This is a genomic window from Pseudomonas sp. B6(2017) (assembly GCF_002112765.1).
GTDB classification, from domain to species: Bacteria; Pseudomonadota; Gammaproteobacteria; order Pseudomonadales; family Pseudomonadaceae; genus Aquipseudomonas; species Aquipseudomonas piscis.
In genome coordinates this window covers 259935-276375 of the sequence record NZ_NEIQ01000004.1, presented here as the reverse complement: position 1 = coordinate 276375, position 16441 = coordinate 259935, and the positions used below count along the sequence as shown (strand labels likewise).

General features: G+C 62.7%; 16 protein-coding genes. 10 read left to right on the top strand and 6 right to left on the bottom strand.

Translation table 11 applies throughout. From position 1 onward, the window contains the following. Positions 1 to 50 precede the first annotated feature (50 nt). Positions 51 to 1037, bottom strand: a complete 987-nt coding sequence (locus tag CAG11_RS08955; RefSeq protein ID WP_085596049.1) for a tripartite tricarboxylate transporter substrate binding protein — start codon at positions 1035 to 1037, stop codon at positions 51 to 53. Between the two features lie 102 nt (positions 1038 to 1139). After that, positions 1140 to 2426 carry an OprD family porin gene (locus CAG11_RS08950; RefSeq protein ID WP_085596048.1) on the bottom strand — a complete coding sequence of 429 codons (1287 nt, stop codon included), beginning with the start codon at positions 2424 to 2426 and terminating at the stop codon, positions 1140 to 1142. 233 nt (positions 2427 to 2659) lie between these two features. Here CAG11_RS08950 and CAG11_RS08945 point away from each other — a divergent pair, with 233 nt between their 5' ends. After that, positions 2660 to 3331 (top strand): response regulator, encoded by a 672-nt coding sequence (locus CAG11_RS08945; RefSeq protein WP_022642855.1) that lies wholly within the window; start codon positions 2660 to 2662, stop codon positions 3329 to 3331. Then, positions 3324 to 4721 carry a sensor histidine kinase gene (locus CAG11_RS08940; RefSeq protein WP_053135315.1) on the top strand — a complete coding sequence of 466 codons (1398 nt, stop codon included), beginning with the start codon at positions 3324 to 3326 and terminating at the stop codon, positions 4719 to 4721. The genes CAG11_RS08945 and CAG11_RS08940 overlap by 8 nt, the downstream gene beginning before the upstream one ends. A 10-nt stretch (positions 4722 to 4731) precedes the next feature. Here CAG11_RS08940 and CAG11_RS08935 read toward each other — a convergent pair whose 3' ends face one another. Beyond that, positions 4732 to 5553, bottom strand: coding sequence for an HDOD domain-containing protein (locus CAG11_RS08935; RefSeq protein ID WP_053135312.1), 822 nt, complete (start codon positions 5551 to 5553; stop codon positions 4732 to 4734). 37 nt (positions 5554 to 5590) lie between these two features. Beyond that, entirely contained in the window at positions 5591 to 6532 is a 942-nt protein-coding gene (locus CAG11_RS08930) for a folate-binding protein YgfZ (protein ID WP_022642858.1), read from the bottom strand. A 149-nt stretch (positions 6533 to 6681) separates the two neighbouring features. Here CAG11_RS08930 and CAG11_RS08925 point away from each other — a divergent pair, with 149 nt between their 5' ends. Further along, positions 6682 to 6936: a succinate dehydrogenase assembly factor 2 gene (locus CAG11_RS08925; RefSeq protein WP_022642859.1), complete on the top strand. Its 255-nt coding sequence runs from the start codon at positions 6682 to 6684 to the stop codon at positions 6934 to 6936. After that, a complete protein-coding gene (locus CAG11_RS08920) occupies positions 6920 to 7372 on the top strand; it encodes a protein YgfX (RefSeq protein WP_085596047.1) in 453 nt (150 codons plus the stop codon). Before CAG11_RS08925 ends, CAG11_RS08920 begins: the two co-directional genes overlap by 17 nt. On the opposite strand, the gene nadB is transcribed toward CAG11_RS08920, so the two are convergent. Further along, complete coding sequence (gene nadB / locus CAG11_RS08915; protein WP_085596046.1) at positions 7335 to 8957, bottom strand: L-aspartate oxidase; 1623 nt, start codon at positions 8955 to 8957, stop codon at positions 7335 to 7337. The genes CAG11_RS08920 and nadB overlap by 38 nt on opposite strands. A 558-nt stretch (positions 8958 to 9515) precedes the next feature. On the opposite strand from nadB, the gene rpoE reads away from it, so the two are divergent. The 4 genes from rpoE (at position 9516) to CAG11_RS08890 (ending at position 13335) form a co-directional block, all read left to right on the top strand. Continuing rightward, positions 9516 to 10097, top strand: a complete 582-nt coding sequence (rpoE, locus tag CAG11_RS08910) for an RNA polymerase sigma factor RpoE (protein ID WP_022642864.1) — start codon at positions 9516 to 9518, stop codon at positions 10095 to 10097. Between the two features lie 31 nt (positions 10098 to 10128). After that, positions 10129 to 10716 carry a sigma-E factor negative regulatory protein gene (locus tag CAG11_RS08905; protein WP_022642865.1) on the top strand — a complete coding sequence of 196 codons (588 nt, stop codon included), beginning with the start codon at positions 10129 to 10131 and terminating at the stop codon, positions 10714 to 10716. Between the two features lie 8 nt (positions 10717 to 10724). Further along, positions 10725 to 11681, top strand: coding sequence for a MucB/RseB C-terminal domain-containing protein (locus CAG11_RS08900; protein WP_085596045.1), 957 nt, complete (start codon positions 10725 to 10727; stop codon positions 11679 to 11681). Positions 11682 to 11904: 223 nt separating this feature from the next. Beyond that, positions 11905 to 13335, top strand: a complete 1431-nt coding sequence (locus CAG11_RS08890; RefSeq protein WP_022642868.1) for a DegQ family serine endoprotease — start codon at positions 11905 to 11907, stop codon at positions 13333 to 13335. 75 nt (positions 13336 to 13410) lie between these two features. On the opposite strand, the gene CAG11_RS08885 is transcribed toward CAG11_RS08890, so the two are convergent. Then, positions 13411 to 14844, bottom strand: coding sequence for a M48 family metalloprotease (locus CAG11_RS08885; RefSeq protein ID WP_031321103.1), 1434 nt, complete (start codon positions 14842 to 14844; stop codon positions 13411 to 13413). Positions 14845 to 15065: 221 nt separating this feature from the next. On the opposite strand from CAG11_RS08885, the gene CAG11_RS08880 reads away from it, so the two are divergent. Both CAG11_RS08880 and CAG11_RS08875 read left to right on the top strand, forming a co-directional pair. Beyond that, a complete protein-coding gene (locus CAG11_RS08880; protein WP_007930235.1) occupies positions 15066 to 15305 on the top strand; it encodes a sulfurtransferase TusA family protein in 240 nt (79 codons plus the stop codon). A 34-nt stretch (positions 15306 to 15339) separates the two neighbouring features. Further along, a complete protein-coding gene (locus CAG11_RS08875; RefSeq protein WP_022642870.1) occupies positions 15340 to 16410 on the top strand; it encodes an AI-2E family transporter in 1071 nt (356 codons plus the stop codon). Positions 16411 to 16441: the final 31 nt, after the last annotated feature.

Below are 16441 nucleotides of genomic sequence, written 5' to 3'. Positions count from 1 at the left end.
CCCAGGCCCGACCCTCGCAGCGCGAGGGCCGGGCCGTCAGAATGGGGCGGTCACTGGATCAGGCCGAATTCCTTGGCCAGGGCCTTGTAGTCGGCCACCTGTTTCTTCACGTAGGTGTCCAGCTCCGTGCCGGTCATGGCGAAGGGGAACAGCTCGCGCTGGTCACGCAGCTTGGCGAACTCCTCGGAGGCCAGGAGCTTGTCGAAGGCGTTTTTCCACCAGGCGTATTCCTCGTCGCTGACCTTCGGCCCCAGATAGAAGCCGCGCACCACCGGCCAGACGATGTCATAGCCCTGTTCCTTGGCAGTGGGGATGTTCTTCATTTCCGGCTCGTCCAGGCGCTGCTCGGAAAACACCGCCAGCAAGCGCATGTCGCCGGCGAGGATGTGCGGCATGGAGTCGGAGATGTCGGTACTGCCCACCTGGATGTGCCCGCCCAGCAGGGCCGTGGCGATTTCCCCGCCGCCCTCCAGGGCCACGTAGCGCAGGTCCCGCGGGTTGATCCCGGCGGCCTTGGCGATCAGCGCGGTTTGCATCCAGTCCTGGCTGCCGACGGTGCCGCCGGAGCCGATCACCACCTTGCTCGGATCTTTCTTCAGGGCCGCGACCAGGTCATCGAGAGTCTTGTAGGGCGAATCGTTCTTCACCGCGATGGCGCCATAGCTGGTGCCCACGGCCGCCAGCCAGTGCACGGCGTTTTCGTCGAAGCGCCCGAACTTGCCCTGGGCCAGGTTCAGCAGCGAACCGCTGGACCAGGCCACCAGGGTCCCGGCATCGGCCGGGCGCTGGGCCACCACAGCGTTATAGGCCACGGCCCCGACGCCGCCGGGCATGTAGGTGACGCGCATCGGTTTGCTGAGGATCTTCTCGTTGACCAGGGCGCTCTGCACCAGCTTGCAGGTCAGGTCGAAGCCGCCGCCCGGGGAGGCCGGGGCGATGCATTCCGGGCGCTTGGGTTCGGCGGATGCGGCCAGCAGCTGGCCGGTGAACAACAGGCAGCCGGCGGCGAGGGCCAGTTTACGCAATGAAAAGTCCATGAGTGTCTCCACAGGAGTTGTTATCGGTATGCCCGGGTCGTCCTCGATCCTTGGGCGCAGGGGCCGGCCTGCCAGCACCGGCCGTGGGCGCGGCCTGTGGGATCACCACAGGGCCACGCTGTAGCTCACCAGCAGGCGTACTTCGTCCGCGTCGCGAGCCGAATAGTTGGAGCGGTAGGTGGCATTGCGCAGGCGCACCGCGACGTCCTTGAAGGTGCCGCTCTGCACCACGTACTTGATCTCGGTGTTGCGTTCCCATTCCTTGCCGGTGTCGCCGTTCTTCAAGGCGATGTTGTCGCCGCTCAGGTAGCGGGTCATGAAGCTCAGGCCGGGAATCCCCAGCTTGGCGAAGTCGTAGTCGTAGCGGGCTTGCCAGGAACGTTCCTCGGCGCCGGCGAAATCGTTGATCTGCACGAAGTTCACCAGGTAAGGGTCGCTGCCATCCACGTAGGGAAAGGCGCTGGAGCCGGACAGGTGCTGATAGCCGGCGCTGAGTTTATGCCCGTCCAAGGCATAGCTCACCAGGCCGTTGAGGGCGCGGTTGTCGATCTTGCCGCCGCGGGCCTGGCCCTGGTCGTTGCTGATAGCCAGGCGCAGGTCGCTGGCGAAGGTGCCGGGGCCCAGGGGGCGCGATGCCAGCAAGCCGAGGAAGTGCTGGTTGTAGACGTCGTCCAGCTGGGCGAAATGGTAGCTGGCGATGATCTTGTCGCTGAACTTGTAGTCCAGGCCACCGAAGTTGAAGTGCTTGCCGGCCACGTTGCCGGCGAAGCGACCGTTCTTGTTGTTGAGGCGGATGTCCTCGTAGTTGCTGTCGTCGCGGTCCTTGGCCTTGTCCAGGCGGCCGCCGGTGAAGGTCAGGTTCTTGATTTCCCTGGACGTCAGCAGGCCCCCCTGGAAGGTCTGCGGCAAGATCCGCCCATCGTTGGGCTTGAGGATCGGCAGTTCGGGGATCAGGCTGCCGATCTTCAGCTCGGTAGCAGAGAGCCTGACCTTGCCGGTCAGGCCGAGCTTGGAGTACTGGTTGGCCGCACGCCCATCGTCGTGGGTCGGCAAGAGGCCGGTGCCGGTGCGGTCGGGGCTGGAGTCGAGCTTGACCCCGAGCATGCCCAGGGCATCGACGCCAAATCCCAGGGGGCCTTCGGTGTAGCCCGACTGCAGGTTGAGCATGAAGCCCTGGGCCCACTCGTCGCGCTTGGATTGCTGGGCGCTGGTGCCGTCGCGAAAGTCGCGATTGAAGTACATGTTGCGGGTTTCGAAGGTGGCGCTGCTGTCTTCGAAGAACGCGGCCTGGGTCAGCGGAGCGGCAAGGGCGGCGGCGCTGGCGAGGGCGGTCGGGGTCAGGCGGGAGAAACGCACAGGCGCGCAGGCCTGGGAGTGCGTGGATGGCATCCGGTGGTACTCCGATATTGTTCTTATTCTGATGAAAACGCTTCGAGGCGCTTTGCATGTCGGCGGAACTCGGCAAGGCTGCCGGAACTTTCCGTAACAGGACTCTAAAGGGCCAACCTTTCGCTAACCTTTCAGCCAGCTTTCAAGGTTTTCGGGCTTCACAGCAGCGGTTGCGGCGGTACACTCCGCGCGCAAAAGTACTGTCGATTCCCCCCTGAACGAGGTGCAAAACCATGCGGGTCCTGCTGGTCGAAGACCATCTGCAACTGGCTGAAAGTGTCGCCCAGGCGCTCAAGAGCACGGGCCTGACCGTGGACGTGCTGCACGACGGGGTGGCTGCCGACCTGGCGCTGAGCAGCGAGGAGTACGCCATGGCGGTGCTGGATGTCGGCCTGCCGCGCATGGATGGCTTCGAGGTGCTGGCGCGCTTGCGTACCCGTGGCAAGAACCTGCCGGTGCTGATGCTCACCGCTCGCAGCGACGTCAAGGACCGGGTGCACGGGTTGAACCTGGGGGCCGACGATTACCTGGCCAAGCCTTTCGAGCTGACCGAGCTGGAGGCCCGGGTCAAGGCCCTGTTGCGCCGTAGCGTGCTGGGCGGCGAGCGCCAGCAGCGGTGCGGAGTGCTGGCCTACGACCTGGATACCCGGCGCTTCACCCTGGGCCAGGAGCTGTTGACCCTGACCTCGCGCGAGCAGGCGGTGCTCGAGGCCCTGATCGCCAGGCCCGGGCGGGTCATGAGCAAGGAGCAGCTGGCGTCCCAGGTGTTCGGCCTGGATGAGGAGGCCAGCCCGGACGCCATCGAGATCTACATCCACCGTTTGCGCAAGAAGCTCGATGGCCACGCGGTGGCTATCGTCACCTTCCGTGGCCTGGGCTATCTGCTGGAAAGTCGCGATGCATAGGCCCAGCAGCCTGCGCTGGCGCCTGTTGTGGAACCTGGCGCTGTTGCTGGTGGTATTGATGCTGGCCAGCGGCCTGAGCGCCTACTGGAATGGTCGCGAGGCCGCCGACACCGCCTACGACCGAACCCTGCTGGCCTCGGCGCGGACCATCGCCGCCGGTTTGTCCCAGCGTGATGGCAGCCTCAGCGCCAACGTGCCCTATGTGGCCCTGGACACCTTCGCCTATGACAGCGCAGGGCGGATCTACTACCAGGTCAACGATATCCACCAGCAGTTGATTTCCGGCTACGAGAACCTGCCGGGACCACCGCCGGGCACCCCGCGCACCGATGACTATCCGGCCCTGGCGCGATTCTACGATGCCACCTACCAAGGGCAGAACGTACGGGTGGTGAGCCTGCTCAAGGCGGTCAGCGAGCCGAACATGAACGGCATGGCGGAAATCCGCGTGGCCGAAACCGATGAAGCCCGGGTGGCCATGGCCCGCAGCCTGATGGCCGATACCCTGTTGCGCCTGGGGATGCTGGCCATCGGTGCCTTGCTCCTGGTGTGGTTTGCGGTGAGTGCCGCGTTGCGGCCGCTGGAGCGCTTGCGCAGTGCGGTGGAGGAGCGCCAGCCGGATGATTTGCGACCCTTGCCACTGGTGTCGGTGCAGCATGAACTGGGACCGTTGGTACGGGCCTTGAACCATTTCACCGAGCGCCTGCGTGGTCAGTTCGAGCGCCAGGCGCAGTTCATCGCCGATGCGGCCCATGAGCTGCGTACCCCCCTGGCGGCGCTCAAGGCGCGTCTCGAACTGGGGCTGCGCTCCCATGAGCCGCAGACCTGGCGTTCGACCCTGGAGAACGTGGCCCAGGGCACCGATCGCCTGACTCACCTGGCCAACCAGCTGTTGTCCCTGGCCCGGGTGGAAAACGGTGCCCGGGCCATTGCCGAAGGCGGGGCGCAGTTGCTCGACCTCAGCCAACTGGCTCGGGAGCTGGGCATGGCCATGGCGCCCCTGGCCCATGCCCGGGGCGTGGCGCTGGCCCTGGAGGCCGATGAACCGGTGTGGCTCAAGGGGGAGCCGACCTTGCTCAATGAGCTTTTGAGCAACCTGGTGGATAACGCCCTGGCCCATACGCCGCCGGGCGGCAACGTGGTGCTGCGGGTCACGGCGCCGGGAGTGCTGGAAGTGGAAGACGACGGTCCGGGGATTCCCCTGGAGGATCGCGACCGGGTCTTCGAGCGCTTCTACCGGCGCAACCAGCAGGTGGCCGGATCAGGCCTGGGCTTGGCCATCGTCGGCGAGATCTGCCGCGCGCATCTGGCGCAGATCAGCCTGCATGACGGCCAGCCGTCGGGCTTGAAGGTGCGGGTGAGTTTCAGCGCTGGCCAGGAGCCCCTGTAGGGGGCGCCACTCAGTAGAGCATCGAACGCGACTCTTCGAGGTCGCGGCACATGGCCTGGTCTTCCGGGTCGATCTTCAGCTTCTTGAAGGCGGGCACGCTGAAGGCATCGATTCGCGAGAGGGGGTGGTCGGTGTCCTTGTGGCAGTACAGGGTTGCTACCTGGACCAGGTCGACGTAGTCGATCCCGGCGGATTGACGCTTGAAGTCCAGGTACTGCTCGGGAATCTGCACCAACTGCTCGGGGAATTCCCAGACCTGCAGCAACTTGTTCCCCAGCAATGGATGGATCTGTTCGATCACGTGGTTGAGGCTGACCGAGTCGGCCAGCAGCTCGTAGTGATCTTCGGCGTAGGTCAGGATCGGCAGCACGCCAATCTGATGCACCAGGCCGCCGAGTGCCGCCTGGTCCGGCTTGAGCTGGCTGTAGCTGCGGCACAGGGCATAGCTGACCCCGGCCACCTCCAGGCTGCGCCGCCAGACGTCGCGCATCTTGCGTTCCACCACCTCGGAGCGGGCGTTGAAGATCTGCTCCATCACCAGGCCGATGGCCAGGTTGCTGCTGTAGTTGACTCCAAGGCGGGTGATGGCGGTGTGCAGGTCGGTGACTTCCTGGGCCGCCCGCAGCAGCGGGCTGTTGACCACCTTGATCAGCCGCGCCGACAGGGCGGTATCGCGACCTATGACCTTGCTCAGGGTGCTGACACTGATTTCCGGGTCTTCGGCGGCCTGGCGAATCTGCATGGCCACCTCCGGTAGGGTTGGCAGGACCAGGTCATCGTTGTCGATGGCCTCCACCAAATCCTGTTGGACCTTTTCCGCCAGCTCAGTCATCTCGGTTCTCTAGGGTGTTGCAGGAAAGGTCAGGCGATCAGCGCTGGATTTCGCGATCACGGTCCAGCTGGTACGGCAGGTCGAGCAATTGCAGGCCCGGTCCTTCGGGCGTTCCCAGGTGCAGGTTGTCATCTTCCACGGCCTCGGCCTGCACCACCGCCAGCAATTCGATCCGTTCCGGGGCGCGGGCCGCCAGGACCACTTCACCGATGGCGCTGCCGTGGGTCGGGGAAAACAGCGGGGTACCGGGCTCCGGCTGTTCGTCCGCTGCCAGGGCCAGGCGGTACAGGCGGCGTTTGAGCTTGCCCAGGTACTGCATGCGGGCGACGATTTCCTGGCCGGTATAGCAGCCCTTCTTGAAACTGACGCCGCCCACGGCCTGCAGGTTGAGCATCTGCGGGATGAACAGTTCGCGGGTCTGTGCCATGACCTGGCCCAGGCCGGCGCGGATCTGTCCCAGCAGCCACTGGTTCAACTGGCCTTCGGGTAGTTGCGCGGCCAGTTGCTGGCCCAGGCTGGCGGCGCGTTCGGCAGGGACCCAGAGCTCGGCGCGGTCGGTCGAGACGCGCACGGCGATCAGGCCGTCTGCCCGGGCCACGGCGCCGTCTTCCTGGGGCAGTTCCAGGCCCAACTGGTCGAGGACGGCTTGGGCCGAGGACAGGCCGAAACGTGCCCAGCTGGTGCTTTCATCGCTGAGCTTGGCCTTGGAGAACACCGCGTATTTCTTCAGGTCAGCCAGTTGCGCCTCCACCAGCTCACCGGCCATGGCCAGCAGGCAGCCGTCACCCTCCAGGAGGATACGGAAACTGGATTGCATGCGGCCTTTCTGGGTGCAACGGGCGCCAAGGCTGGATTGGCTGTCGCTGAGGTAGTTGAGGTTGCAGGTCAATTGGCCCTGCAGGAATTTGCTGGCATCGGGGCCGCGGACGGCGAGTACGCCTTCGTGGGACAGGGGGCAGAAAAAAGCGGAGTCAGCCATGGTTCATCGCAGGGTAAAAAGTATGGGGCACATCATAAGGGGGCGCCTTTGAAATGGATAGTTCACAAAGGATAGGCGGTGGCCGACCAAAGCCGACTGTCATCACCTGTCCCGGGCTGTATACTGGCGCCCTATTTGAGGAGCGTTCCATGGTTGAAGATGTTGAACTGAATCGCCTCTACTGGCACAGCCGTCGCGGCATGCTCGAACTGGACGTGTTGCTGGTGCCGTTCGTCAAGGAGGTGTATCCGCATCTCAACGAAACGGATCGCCAGTGCTACCGCAACCTGCTCGAGTGCGAGGACCAGGACATGTTCGGCTGGTTCATGGAGCGCAGCGAATCCCCTGATCCCGAGTTGCAGCGCATGGTGCGCATGATCCTGGATCGTGTCCAACCCAAGTAAGCTGTTCGAGAGCCGCTGGCGGGCGTCCATGCAACTGCTGGCGGCTTATCTGTTGGCCCAGGCTTTCGCCCTGGGTGCCGTTTTTCTTCTCGATATCCCGCTTTTCGCCAAGCTCCTGGGGCTGTCGCTGTGCCTGTTGCACGCCGCCTGGGCGCTGCCTCGGCAAATATTGTTGAGCCACCCCCGGGCCTTCACCCGCCTGCGTCACGGTGTCGCCGGCTGGCAGTTGTGGAACCGCGCCTGTGGCTGGCAGGCGGTGCAGTTGTGTCCCGATAGCCTGGCGCTGCCGTTGATCGTGGTATTGCGTTTTCGCCTGAAGGGCCGGCGCCGGATCCACTCCGTCTGCGTCCCGCAGGATGCGCAGGCGGCCGACGAGCATCGGCGCCTGCGGGTGCGGCTCAAGTTCGCTCGCGATAGGTGGGCGGCTGCAGAATAGTGTCCTGGGCCTCGGGGAGCATCTGCGGGTAGTCGAGGGTGTAGTGCAGGCCCCGGCTTTCCTTGCGGGCCATGGCCGAGAGAATCATCAGCTCGGCGACCTGGGCCAGGTTGCGCAGTTCGATCAGGTCGCGGCTGACCTTGTAGTTGCTGTAGAACTCGTCGATTTCGTCCAGGAGCAAACGCACCCGGTGCTGTGCCCGTTGCAGGCGCTTGTTGGTGCGCACGATGCCCACGTAGTCCCACATGAACCGCCGCAGTTCATCCCAGTTGTGCGCGATGATCACGTCTTCGTCGGAATCGGTGACCTGGCTGGCATCCCAGGCGGGCAGGGCGATAGGCAAGGCGATCTGCGGCAGTTGCCGCAGGATGTCGGACGCCGCCGAGCGGGCATAGACGAAGCACTCGAGCAGCGAATTGCTGGCCATGCGGTTGGCCCCGTGCAGGCCGGTGAAGCTGGTCTCGCCGATGGCATAGAGGCCTGGCACGTCGGTCTGGCCATGCTGGTCGACCATGACTCCGCCGCAGGTGTAGTGGGCCGCCGGCACCACCGGGATTGGCTGCCGGGTGATGTCGATGGAGAACTCCAGGCAACGCTCGTAGACCGTGGGGAAGTGGCTCTTGATGAAAGCTTGCGGTTTGTGGCTGATGTCCAGGTAGACGCAGTCGATACCCAGGCGCTTCATTTCATGGTCGATGGCCCGGGCGACGATGTCCCGGGGCGCCAGCTCGGCCCGCGGATCGAAGCGCTGCATGAAGCGCTCGCCGTTGGGCAGCTTCAGGTGGGCGCCTTCGCCGCGCAGGGCTTCGGTCACCAGGAAGTTCTTGGCCTGCGGGTGGTACAGGCAGGTAGGGTGGAACTGGTTGAACTCCAGGTTGGCCACTCGGCAGCCCGCGCGCCAGGCCATGGCGATGCCGTCGCCGCAGGCACTGTCGGGGTTGCTGGTATAGAGGTAGACCTTGGCCGCGCCGCCAGAGGCGAGGATCACGAAGCGTGCACCGAAGGTGTCGACTTCACCGGTGGCGCGGTTGAGTACGTAGGCACCCAGGCAGCGCTCGCCCTCCAGGCCCAGGCGCTTCTCGGTGATCAGGTCGACCGCGACCCGCTGTTCCAGCAGCTCGATATTGGGATGCTGCCGGGCCTTGGCCAGCAGGGTGGTGAAGATGGCAGCACCGGTGGCATCCGCGGCATGGATGATCCGCCGATGGCTGTGGCCACCTTCACGGGTCAGGTGGAATTCGAAGCCGTTGTCATCGTTGCCGGCTTCTTCGTCACGGGTGAAGGGGACTCCCTGGTCGATCAGCCACTGGATCGCTTCGCGGCTATGCTCCACGGTGAAGCGCACGGCGTCTTCGTGGCACAGGCCGGCACCGGCATTGAGGGTGTCGTCGACATGGGACTCGACCGTGTCGGTGTCGTCCAGCACCGCAGCCACGCCGCCCTGGGCGCGATAGGTCGAGCCGTTGGCGAGGTTGCCCTTGCTCAGGACCGCAATCCGCAGGTGGCTGGGCAGGGTCAGGGCCAGGCTCAAGCCGGCGGCACCGCTGCCAATCACCAGAACATCGTGTTGAAACTGTTGGCTCATTTGAAGGATTCCGCTCAAAGCGACCCGGGACGGGGTTGGCGCAAGACGCCTGAATCGGCAAGTCAAAGCAGCCACACAGCCCACTAGTATATAGAGGGGGGGAGCGGCACAATAGCCACGCCTGCATGGCATTGTGCGACTTCGCTGAGCAAAAGCGTTGCTCCCGGTCAGCCAGGGCTCAGGCCGCTACCAGGCCTGGCAGGAACGATCGAGGGCACAGGGCTGTTTTTCTCTTTAGCGTTACACAAACTTCGTCCGGCACGGCTATAAAGATTGGGAACTTTTGCCAAGGCCCCAAACTCAATAGAAGGTTGCCTGAAGGAAGGGACAGCGTCGATTTTATCCAGGGTTTTCAGCCTGTTTTCCAGGGGTGAAAATCGACGACAGGATTATTCGCGCAGCCGGCCTTGCCCGCGCTGCGTTTTTCGTGCGTGCCGGATCAGAGCCCGCAGGAAACTTGCTTGGAGGGGGAGAACTTTTGCGAAAAGCCCGAGTCTATGTTTGCAAGCCTGATCGATTAGTAGCGCAAGCCTCCTTCGAGCTTATCGAGGAGTGTTCATGCTAACCCAGGAAGAGGATCAGCAGCTGGTCGAGCGCGTTCAGCGTGGCGACAAGCGAGCGTTCGATCTGCTCGTGCTGAAGTACCAGCACAAAATTCTCGGGTTGATCGTGCGTTTTGTGCACGACACCCATGAAGCCCAGGATGTCGCACAGGAAGCCTTTATCAAGGCGTACCGTGCACTAGGTAATTTTCGTGGTGACAGCGCGTTCTATACGTGGCTTTACCGTATCGCCATCAATACGGCGAAAAACTATCTGGTTTCACGCGGCCGCCGGCCGCCGGATAGCGATGTCAGTTCTGAAGATGCGGAGTTCTATGACGGCGATCACGGCCTGAAGGATCTCGAATCACCGGAACGTTCATTGCTGCGGGATGAGATCGAGGGCACCGTCCATCGAACCATCCAGCAACTGCCTGAAGATTTGCGTACGGCTTTAACTTTACGTGAATTCGATGGTCTGAGTTACGAGGACATTGCCAGTGTCATGCAATGTCCGGTGGGTACCGTGCGCTCCCGGATTTTCCGCGCTCGGGAAGCCATTGATAAAGCCCTGCAGCCGTTGTTGCAGGAAACCTGAGACAGCGGCGACAGCCAAGAGAGGAACCGCCATGAGTCGTGAAGCCCTGCAGGAATCGCTGTCCGCGGTGATGGATAACGAAGCGGACGAACTGGAATTACGTCGGGTATTGAATGCCGTCGACGAAGTGGAAACCCGTGAGACCTGGGCTCGTTATCAAATCGCCCGGGCGGCCATGCACAAGGAGTTGCTGCTTCCACGCCTGGATATCGCCGCTGCCGTTTCTGCAGCCCTGGCTGATGAAGCCGTGCCTGCCAAGGGGTCCCGTGGGCCATGGCGTAGCCTGGGTCGCTTGGCGGTAGCTGCCTCGGTGACCGTTGCGGTCCTGGCGGGGGTGCGCTTGTACAACCACGATGAAATCGCGGGTGTCGAGCTGGCTCAGCAGGCTGGCCAGCCCACCCTGGCCGCGCCACAGGTCAAAGGCCCAGCGGTATTGGCCGGCTACAATGAGAATTCGGAAGCCACTGGTCCCATGGCCAATGGCGTATTGCAAGGACAGCCAGGCTGGCATGACCAGCGTCTGCCCAGCTATCTGCGTCAGCATGCCCAGCAAGCTGCACTCAAAGGCACTGAAAGCGCATTGCCTTATGCCCGTGCGGCAAGCTTGGAAAACCGCTAAGGAGGATCATGCGCGCCATCCCTCTACTCTCGCTTCTGCTCAGTGGCTGGTTCGTGGTTCCAGCCCACGCCGACGAAGCCCAGGACTGGTTGCAGCGTCTTGGGCAAGCGGAACAGCAGCAAAGCTTCCAGGGCACCTTCGTTTACGAGCGTAATGGTAGTTTCTCTACCCATAACATCTGGCATCGTGTCCAGAATGGAAAGGTTCTCGAGCGTCTGGTCCAGCTCGATGGGTCTGCTCAAGAGGTAGTGCGTGTCGATGGTCGCACCCAATGTGTCAGTGGCACGCTGGTGGCGGGGTTGGGAGATTCTCCCGACTCCGTAGCGCGTGCGCTGGATCCCCAGAAACTCAAGAATTGGTACGACCTTGCCGTCATCGGCAAGTCGCGGGTGGCAGGGCGTCCGGCGGTGATCGTCTCGGTCTCGCCGAAGGACCAGCACCGCTACGGCTTCGAGTTGCACCTGGATCGTGAAACCGGGCTACCGCTCAAGTCCTTACTGCTCAACGATAAGGGGCAACTGCTCGAGCGCTTCCAGTTCACTCGCCTGGATACCAGCGATGTTCCAGGAGATGCCGAGCTGCGGGCCACCTCCGACTGCAAGCCTGTCAGTCTTGATAGCGACAAGGCTTCGGCAGTCAAGGCTGCACAAACCTGGCGCTCCGACTGGCTGCCGCCGGGCTTCGAGTTGACCAGCAGCAGTGCCCGCAAGGATCCGGAAACCAAGGTGATGGTCAACAGCCTGCTGTATGACGATGGCTTGGCACGGTTCTCGGTATTCCTCGAACCACTCAACGGTGCAACCGTCACCGACACCCGGACCCAGCTTGGGCCCACTGTGGCGGTATCGCGTCGCCTGACCACGCCCGATGGCGAGATGATGGTCACGGTAGTCGGGGAGATCCCGATCGGTACCGCCGAGCGTATTGCCTTGTCGATGCGTTCAGGCTCTATCGCTAAGCAATGAAGCTTTATTGGTTGTGCAAGAGGTCAGTGATGGCTACTCCACAATTGAGAAGATGAAATGTTTGGCCAGCAAATTCATTTGCAAAATCCCCAGAGTTTTTTTATAGGTCAGAGCCTTTCGGTTCTGACCTTATTTGTCGTTCCTGGAACAAAACTGCCGCCCGCTTGGTGTCGGCGCTGTTCGTTCCCTATCGCTTAACCACGCTCGTCGTAACGGGAGCCGTATGTCGATACCACGCTTGAAGTCCTACTTCACCATCCTCGCCACTGTGCTGGTGCTTGGGCAGGCCGTTTCTGCCCAGGCGGCCGAACTGCCTGATTTTACCCAGCTGGTCGAGCAGGCATCGCCTGCGGTGGTGAACATCAGTACCACGCAGAAACTGCCTGATCGCCGGGTCTCTGCGGGCCCCATGCCTGACCTCGAAGGACTGCCGCCGATGCTGCGGGAGTTCTTCGAGCGCGGCATGCCACCACAGCAGCGTTCTCCACGTGGAGATCGCCAGCGTGAAGCCCAGTCCCTGGGGTCGGGTTTCATCATCTCCCCGGATGGCTACATCCTGACCAACAACCACGTGATCGCCGACGCCGACGAGATCCTCGTGCGCCTGGCCGATCGCAGCGAGTTGAAAGCCAAGCTGGTCGGTACCGATCCGCGCTCCGACGTGGCGTTGCTGAAAATCGACGGCAAGGACTTGCCCGTACTGAAGCTGGGCAAATCCCAGGATCTGAAGGCCGGCCAATGGGTCGTGGCCATCGGCTCGCCGTTCGGCTTCGACCATACCGTGACCCAGGGCATCGTCAGCGCCATCGGTCGCAGCCTGCCGAACGAAAACTATGTGCCGTTCATCCAGACCGACGTGCCAATCAACCCGGGTAACTCCGGCGGCCCGCTGTTCAACCTGGCGGGCGAGGTCGTGGGGATCAACTCGCAGATCTACACCCGTTCCGGCGGCTTCATGGGCGTGTCCTTCGCTATCCCGATCGATGTGGCCATGGACGTTTCCTCCCAGCTCAAGGCGGGTGGCAAGGTCAGCCGTGGCTGGCTCGGCGTGGTGATCCAGGAGGTCAACAAGGACCTGGCCGAGTCTTTCGGTCTGGAGAAGCCTGCCGGTGCGCTGGTCGCGCAGATCCAGGATGATGGCCCGGCTGCCAAGGGTGGCCTGCAGGTGGGAGATGTGATCCTCAGCCTCAATGGCCAGCCGATCGTCATGTCCGCCGATCTGCCGCATCTGGTCGGCGCGCTGAAAGCTGGCGCCAAGGCCAACCTGGAAGTGATCCGTGACGGCAAGCGCAAGACTGTCGAGCTGACCGTCGGCGCTATCCCTGAAGAAGACAAGGATCTGAGCCAATTGTCCAAGTCCGGCGTCGAGCGCAGCAGCAACCGCTTGGGCGTGGCCGTGGTCGAACTCAGCGCGGAACAGAAGAAAGCCTTTGATCTCAAGGGCGGCGTGGTGATCAAGGAAGTACAGGACGGCCCTGCAGCGCTTATCGGCCTGCAGCCCGGCGATGTGATCACTCACTTGAACAACCAGGCGATCAGCTCGACGAAGGAATTCACCGAAATCGCCAAGGCGCTGCCGAAGAACCGCTCGGTTTCCATGCGGGTACTGCGCCAGGGACGAGCCAGCTTCATTACCTTCAAGCTGGCTGAATAACTCGCCAGCTCCAGGCCTCGCCCAATAAAAAGCCCGCCTCTTGTGAGGCGGGCTTTTTTATTATGCCGTCCAGGGTCAGCGCATCATGTCCTTGATCATCTGTTCCTGATCCATCATCTCGCGCTGGCGAGCATCGATCCGTGACGACAGTGGGAAGTTGCTGCCGGCGCGGCGCTTGGCGAAATCCAACTGCTGGATGGCCTGGCCATAGTCACCCACCAAGGCGAAATACTCGGCGCGTGCCTGGTGCAGGCCGATGATGTTGCCGGACAGGCCGCGGGTTTCCGCCACCAGGTACCAGACGTCCGGATCGTCGGGGCGGCTCTTGAGCAGGCTTTCCAGAGCCTTTTCCGCATCGGCCGGACGATTCTGCTTGAGCAGCAGGTCGACCCGGATCTGGTGCAGCGGATAATTGTTCGGATACTGGCCGAGCAACCGCTCCACTCGCGCCTGTGCGTCCGGCAGGCGATTGCTGTTCATGTCCAGCTCGATCTGGGCCAGGTTGTAGGTGATGTCATTGGCCGATTTGGCCAGTAGCGGCTTGAGGTTCTCCCGGGCTTCGTTCCACTGGCTGCCCTTGATCTGGGCGATGGCCAGGCCGTAGCGCGCAATGTCGTTCTTTGGGTTTTCGTCGAGCTGGGCACGGAAGCGCTTGGCAGCCAGGCCGGGCGACTCCTCATAGTTCAGTTGCACCCGTGCGCGGATCAGTTGGTAGCGCAGGCTATCCTCGATGCCGCCGGGCTTGGCTTGTTCGGCACGGTTGCGAGTGTCGGCGATCCGCGACTCGGTGACCGGGTGAGTCAGGAGGAACTCCGGTGGCTTGGCGTCGAAGCGGTATTGGCGCATCAGGCGTTCGAACATGGTGGGCATCGAGCGCGGATCGTAGCCAGCCTTCTCCAGGTTGAGGATGCCGATCCGGTCGGCTTCCTGCTCGTTTTGCCGAGAGAAGCGTCGCTGCTCCTGGATAGCCGCGGCCTGGGTGCCGGCGATGGCGGCGATCCCGGCGTCACCGGCACCGGTGGCGGCAATCACGATGCCGGCCAGCAGGGCGGCCATCATCGGCACCTGCATCCGGCGTTGCGCCTCGACTCCACGGGCGAAGTGGCGCTGGGAAAGGTGCGCCAGTTCGTGGGCCAACACCGAGACATATTCACCCTCGGTCTGGGCGTTGAGGAACAGCCCGCCGTTGACGCCGACTATTCCGCCCGGTGCGGCGAATGCGTTGAGCTGGGGGCTGTTGATCAGGATGAATTCCAGGCGTCGGTCGTTGACCTGGCTGGTCTCCACCAGTTTGTAGACGCTGGTTTCGACGTAGTCCTTGAGTTGTGGATCACTCAGTTGCGAGACCTGGCTGCGAAGCAAGGACAGCCAGGCCCGGCCCAGCTGGTATTCCTGTTGTGGAGAGACAATGGCTGAACTGGCGTCGCCAAGTGACGGCAGGTCGTCGGCGAAGCCCGGTGAGGCGAGCAGGCAAGCGAGCGTCAGCAGAGTAGGGCGCAACAAATTCATGCACAGAGCCTTAATCGACAAAGGCTCTACTGTAGCTGGACACCTGTCCGGGAGCCAGACGAGGGTGGTGAAAACTCTGAAGGGACAAAGGTGCTTTTCGGCAAATTACTGCGTCTACGTCTGTAGGCCTTTGGCGCGCTGGTTTTTGCGCCTGCTGGTTATCGGCTGCTTGGTCCCTCGGGGTATCCTAGCGCCCTTGCATTTACCTCTGGAGTAACACCATGACCGATGCCGTCGCCCATGATGCCGAGCTGGACGCCAGCGGGCTGAACTGCCCGTTGCCGCTGCTCAAGGCCAAGATGGAGCTCAATCGCCTGGCCAGTGGTGCGGTACTCAAGGTCATTGCCACCGATGCCGGCTCCCAGCGCGACTTCCGCACCTTCGCCCGCCTGGCCGGTCATACGCTGCTGCGCGAAGAGGACGAGGCGGGAGTCTATCGCTACTGGTTGAAAAAGGCCTGACGCCGTTCACCGCTTTCATCTTTAAGGATCACTGATGTTCAAAGTGCTACGCGACTGGATACAGCGCTATTTTTCGGACGAAGAGGCGGTGGTGCTGGCTGTCTTGCTGTTCCTGGCCTTCACTGCCGTACTGACCCTGGGCGGCATGCTCGCGCCGGTGCTGGCGGGCATGGTCCTGGCTTACCTGATGCAGGGGCTGGTGGTGAGCCTGGAGCGCCTGCGGTTGCCGGGTGGCGCCGCTGTGGGGCTGGTGTTCGCCCTGTTCATGGGAGTGTTGCTGCTGTTCATCCTGGTGGTGGTGCCGCTGCTCTGGCATCAGTTGATCACCTTGTTCAACGAGCTCCCGGGCATGCTTGCCAAGTGGCAATCGTTATTGTTGCTGTTGCCCGAGCGCTATCCGCACTTGGTGTCCGACGAGCAAGTGCTGCAGGCCATCGAGGTGGCGCGGGGCGAGATCGGCAAGTTCGGGCAATGGGCTCTGACGTTCTCGCTATCGAGCCTGCCGTTGCTGGTGAACATCATGATCTACCTGGTGCTGGTGCCGATCCTGGTGTTCTTCTTCCTCAAGGACCGGGCCATGATCAGTCGTTGGGTCATCGGCTACCTGCCACGGGAGCGGACGCTGATCACCCGCGTGGCCCATGAGATGAACCGGCAGATCGCCAACTACATCCGCGGCAAGGTCATCGAGATCGTCATCTGTGGCGGTGTCACTTATATCGCCTTCGTCACCCTGGGCCTGAACTACGCGGCGCTGTTGGCGTTGCTGGTGGGAATCTCGGTGGTGGTGCCCTATGTCGGCGCGGTGGTGGTGACGGTGCCGGTGGCGTTGATCGCCCTGTTCCAGTGGGGGTGGAGCGACCAGTTCATCTACCTGATGGCGGTCTACGGGATCATCCAGACCCTGGATGGCAACGTGCTGGTGCCGCTGTTGTTCTCCGGAGCGGTGAACCTGCATCCGGTGGCGATCATCTGCGCGGTACTGTTGTTCGGCGGGCTCTGGGGCTTCTGGGGGATCTTCTTCGCGATTCCCCTGGCCACCCTGTTCAAGGCCGTGTTGGATGCCTGGCCGAGGAAGGATCCGATGGTGGCGCCACTGCTATAGCGGTGGAGCAGATGCAAGCGGGGCGGCTGAT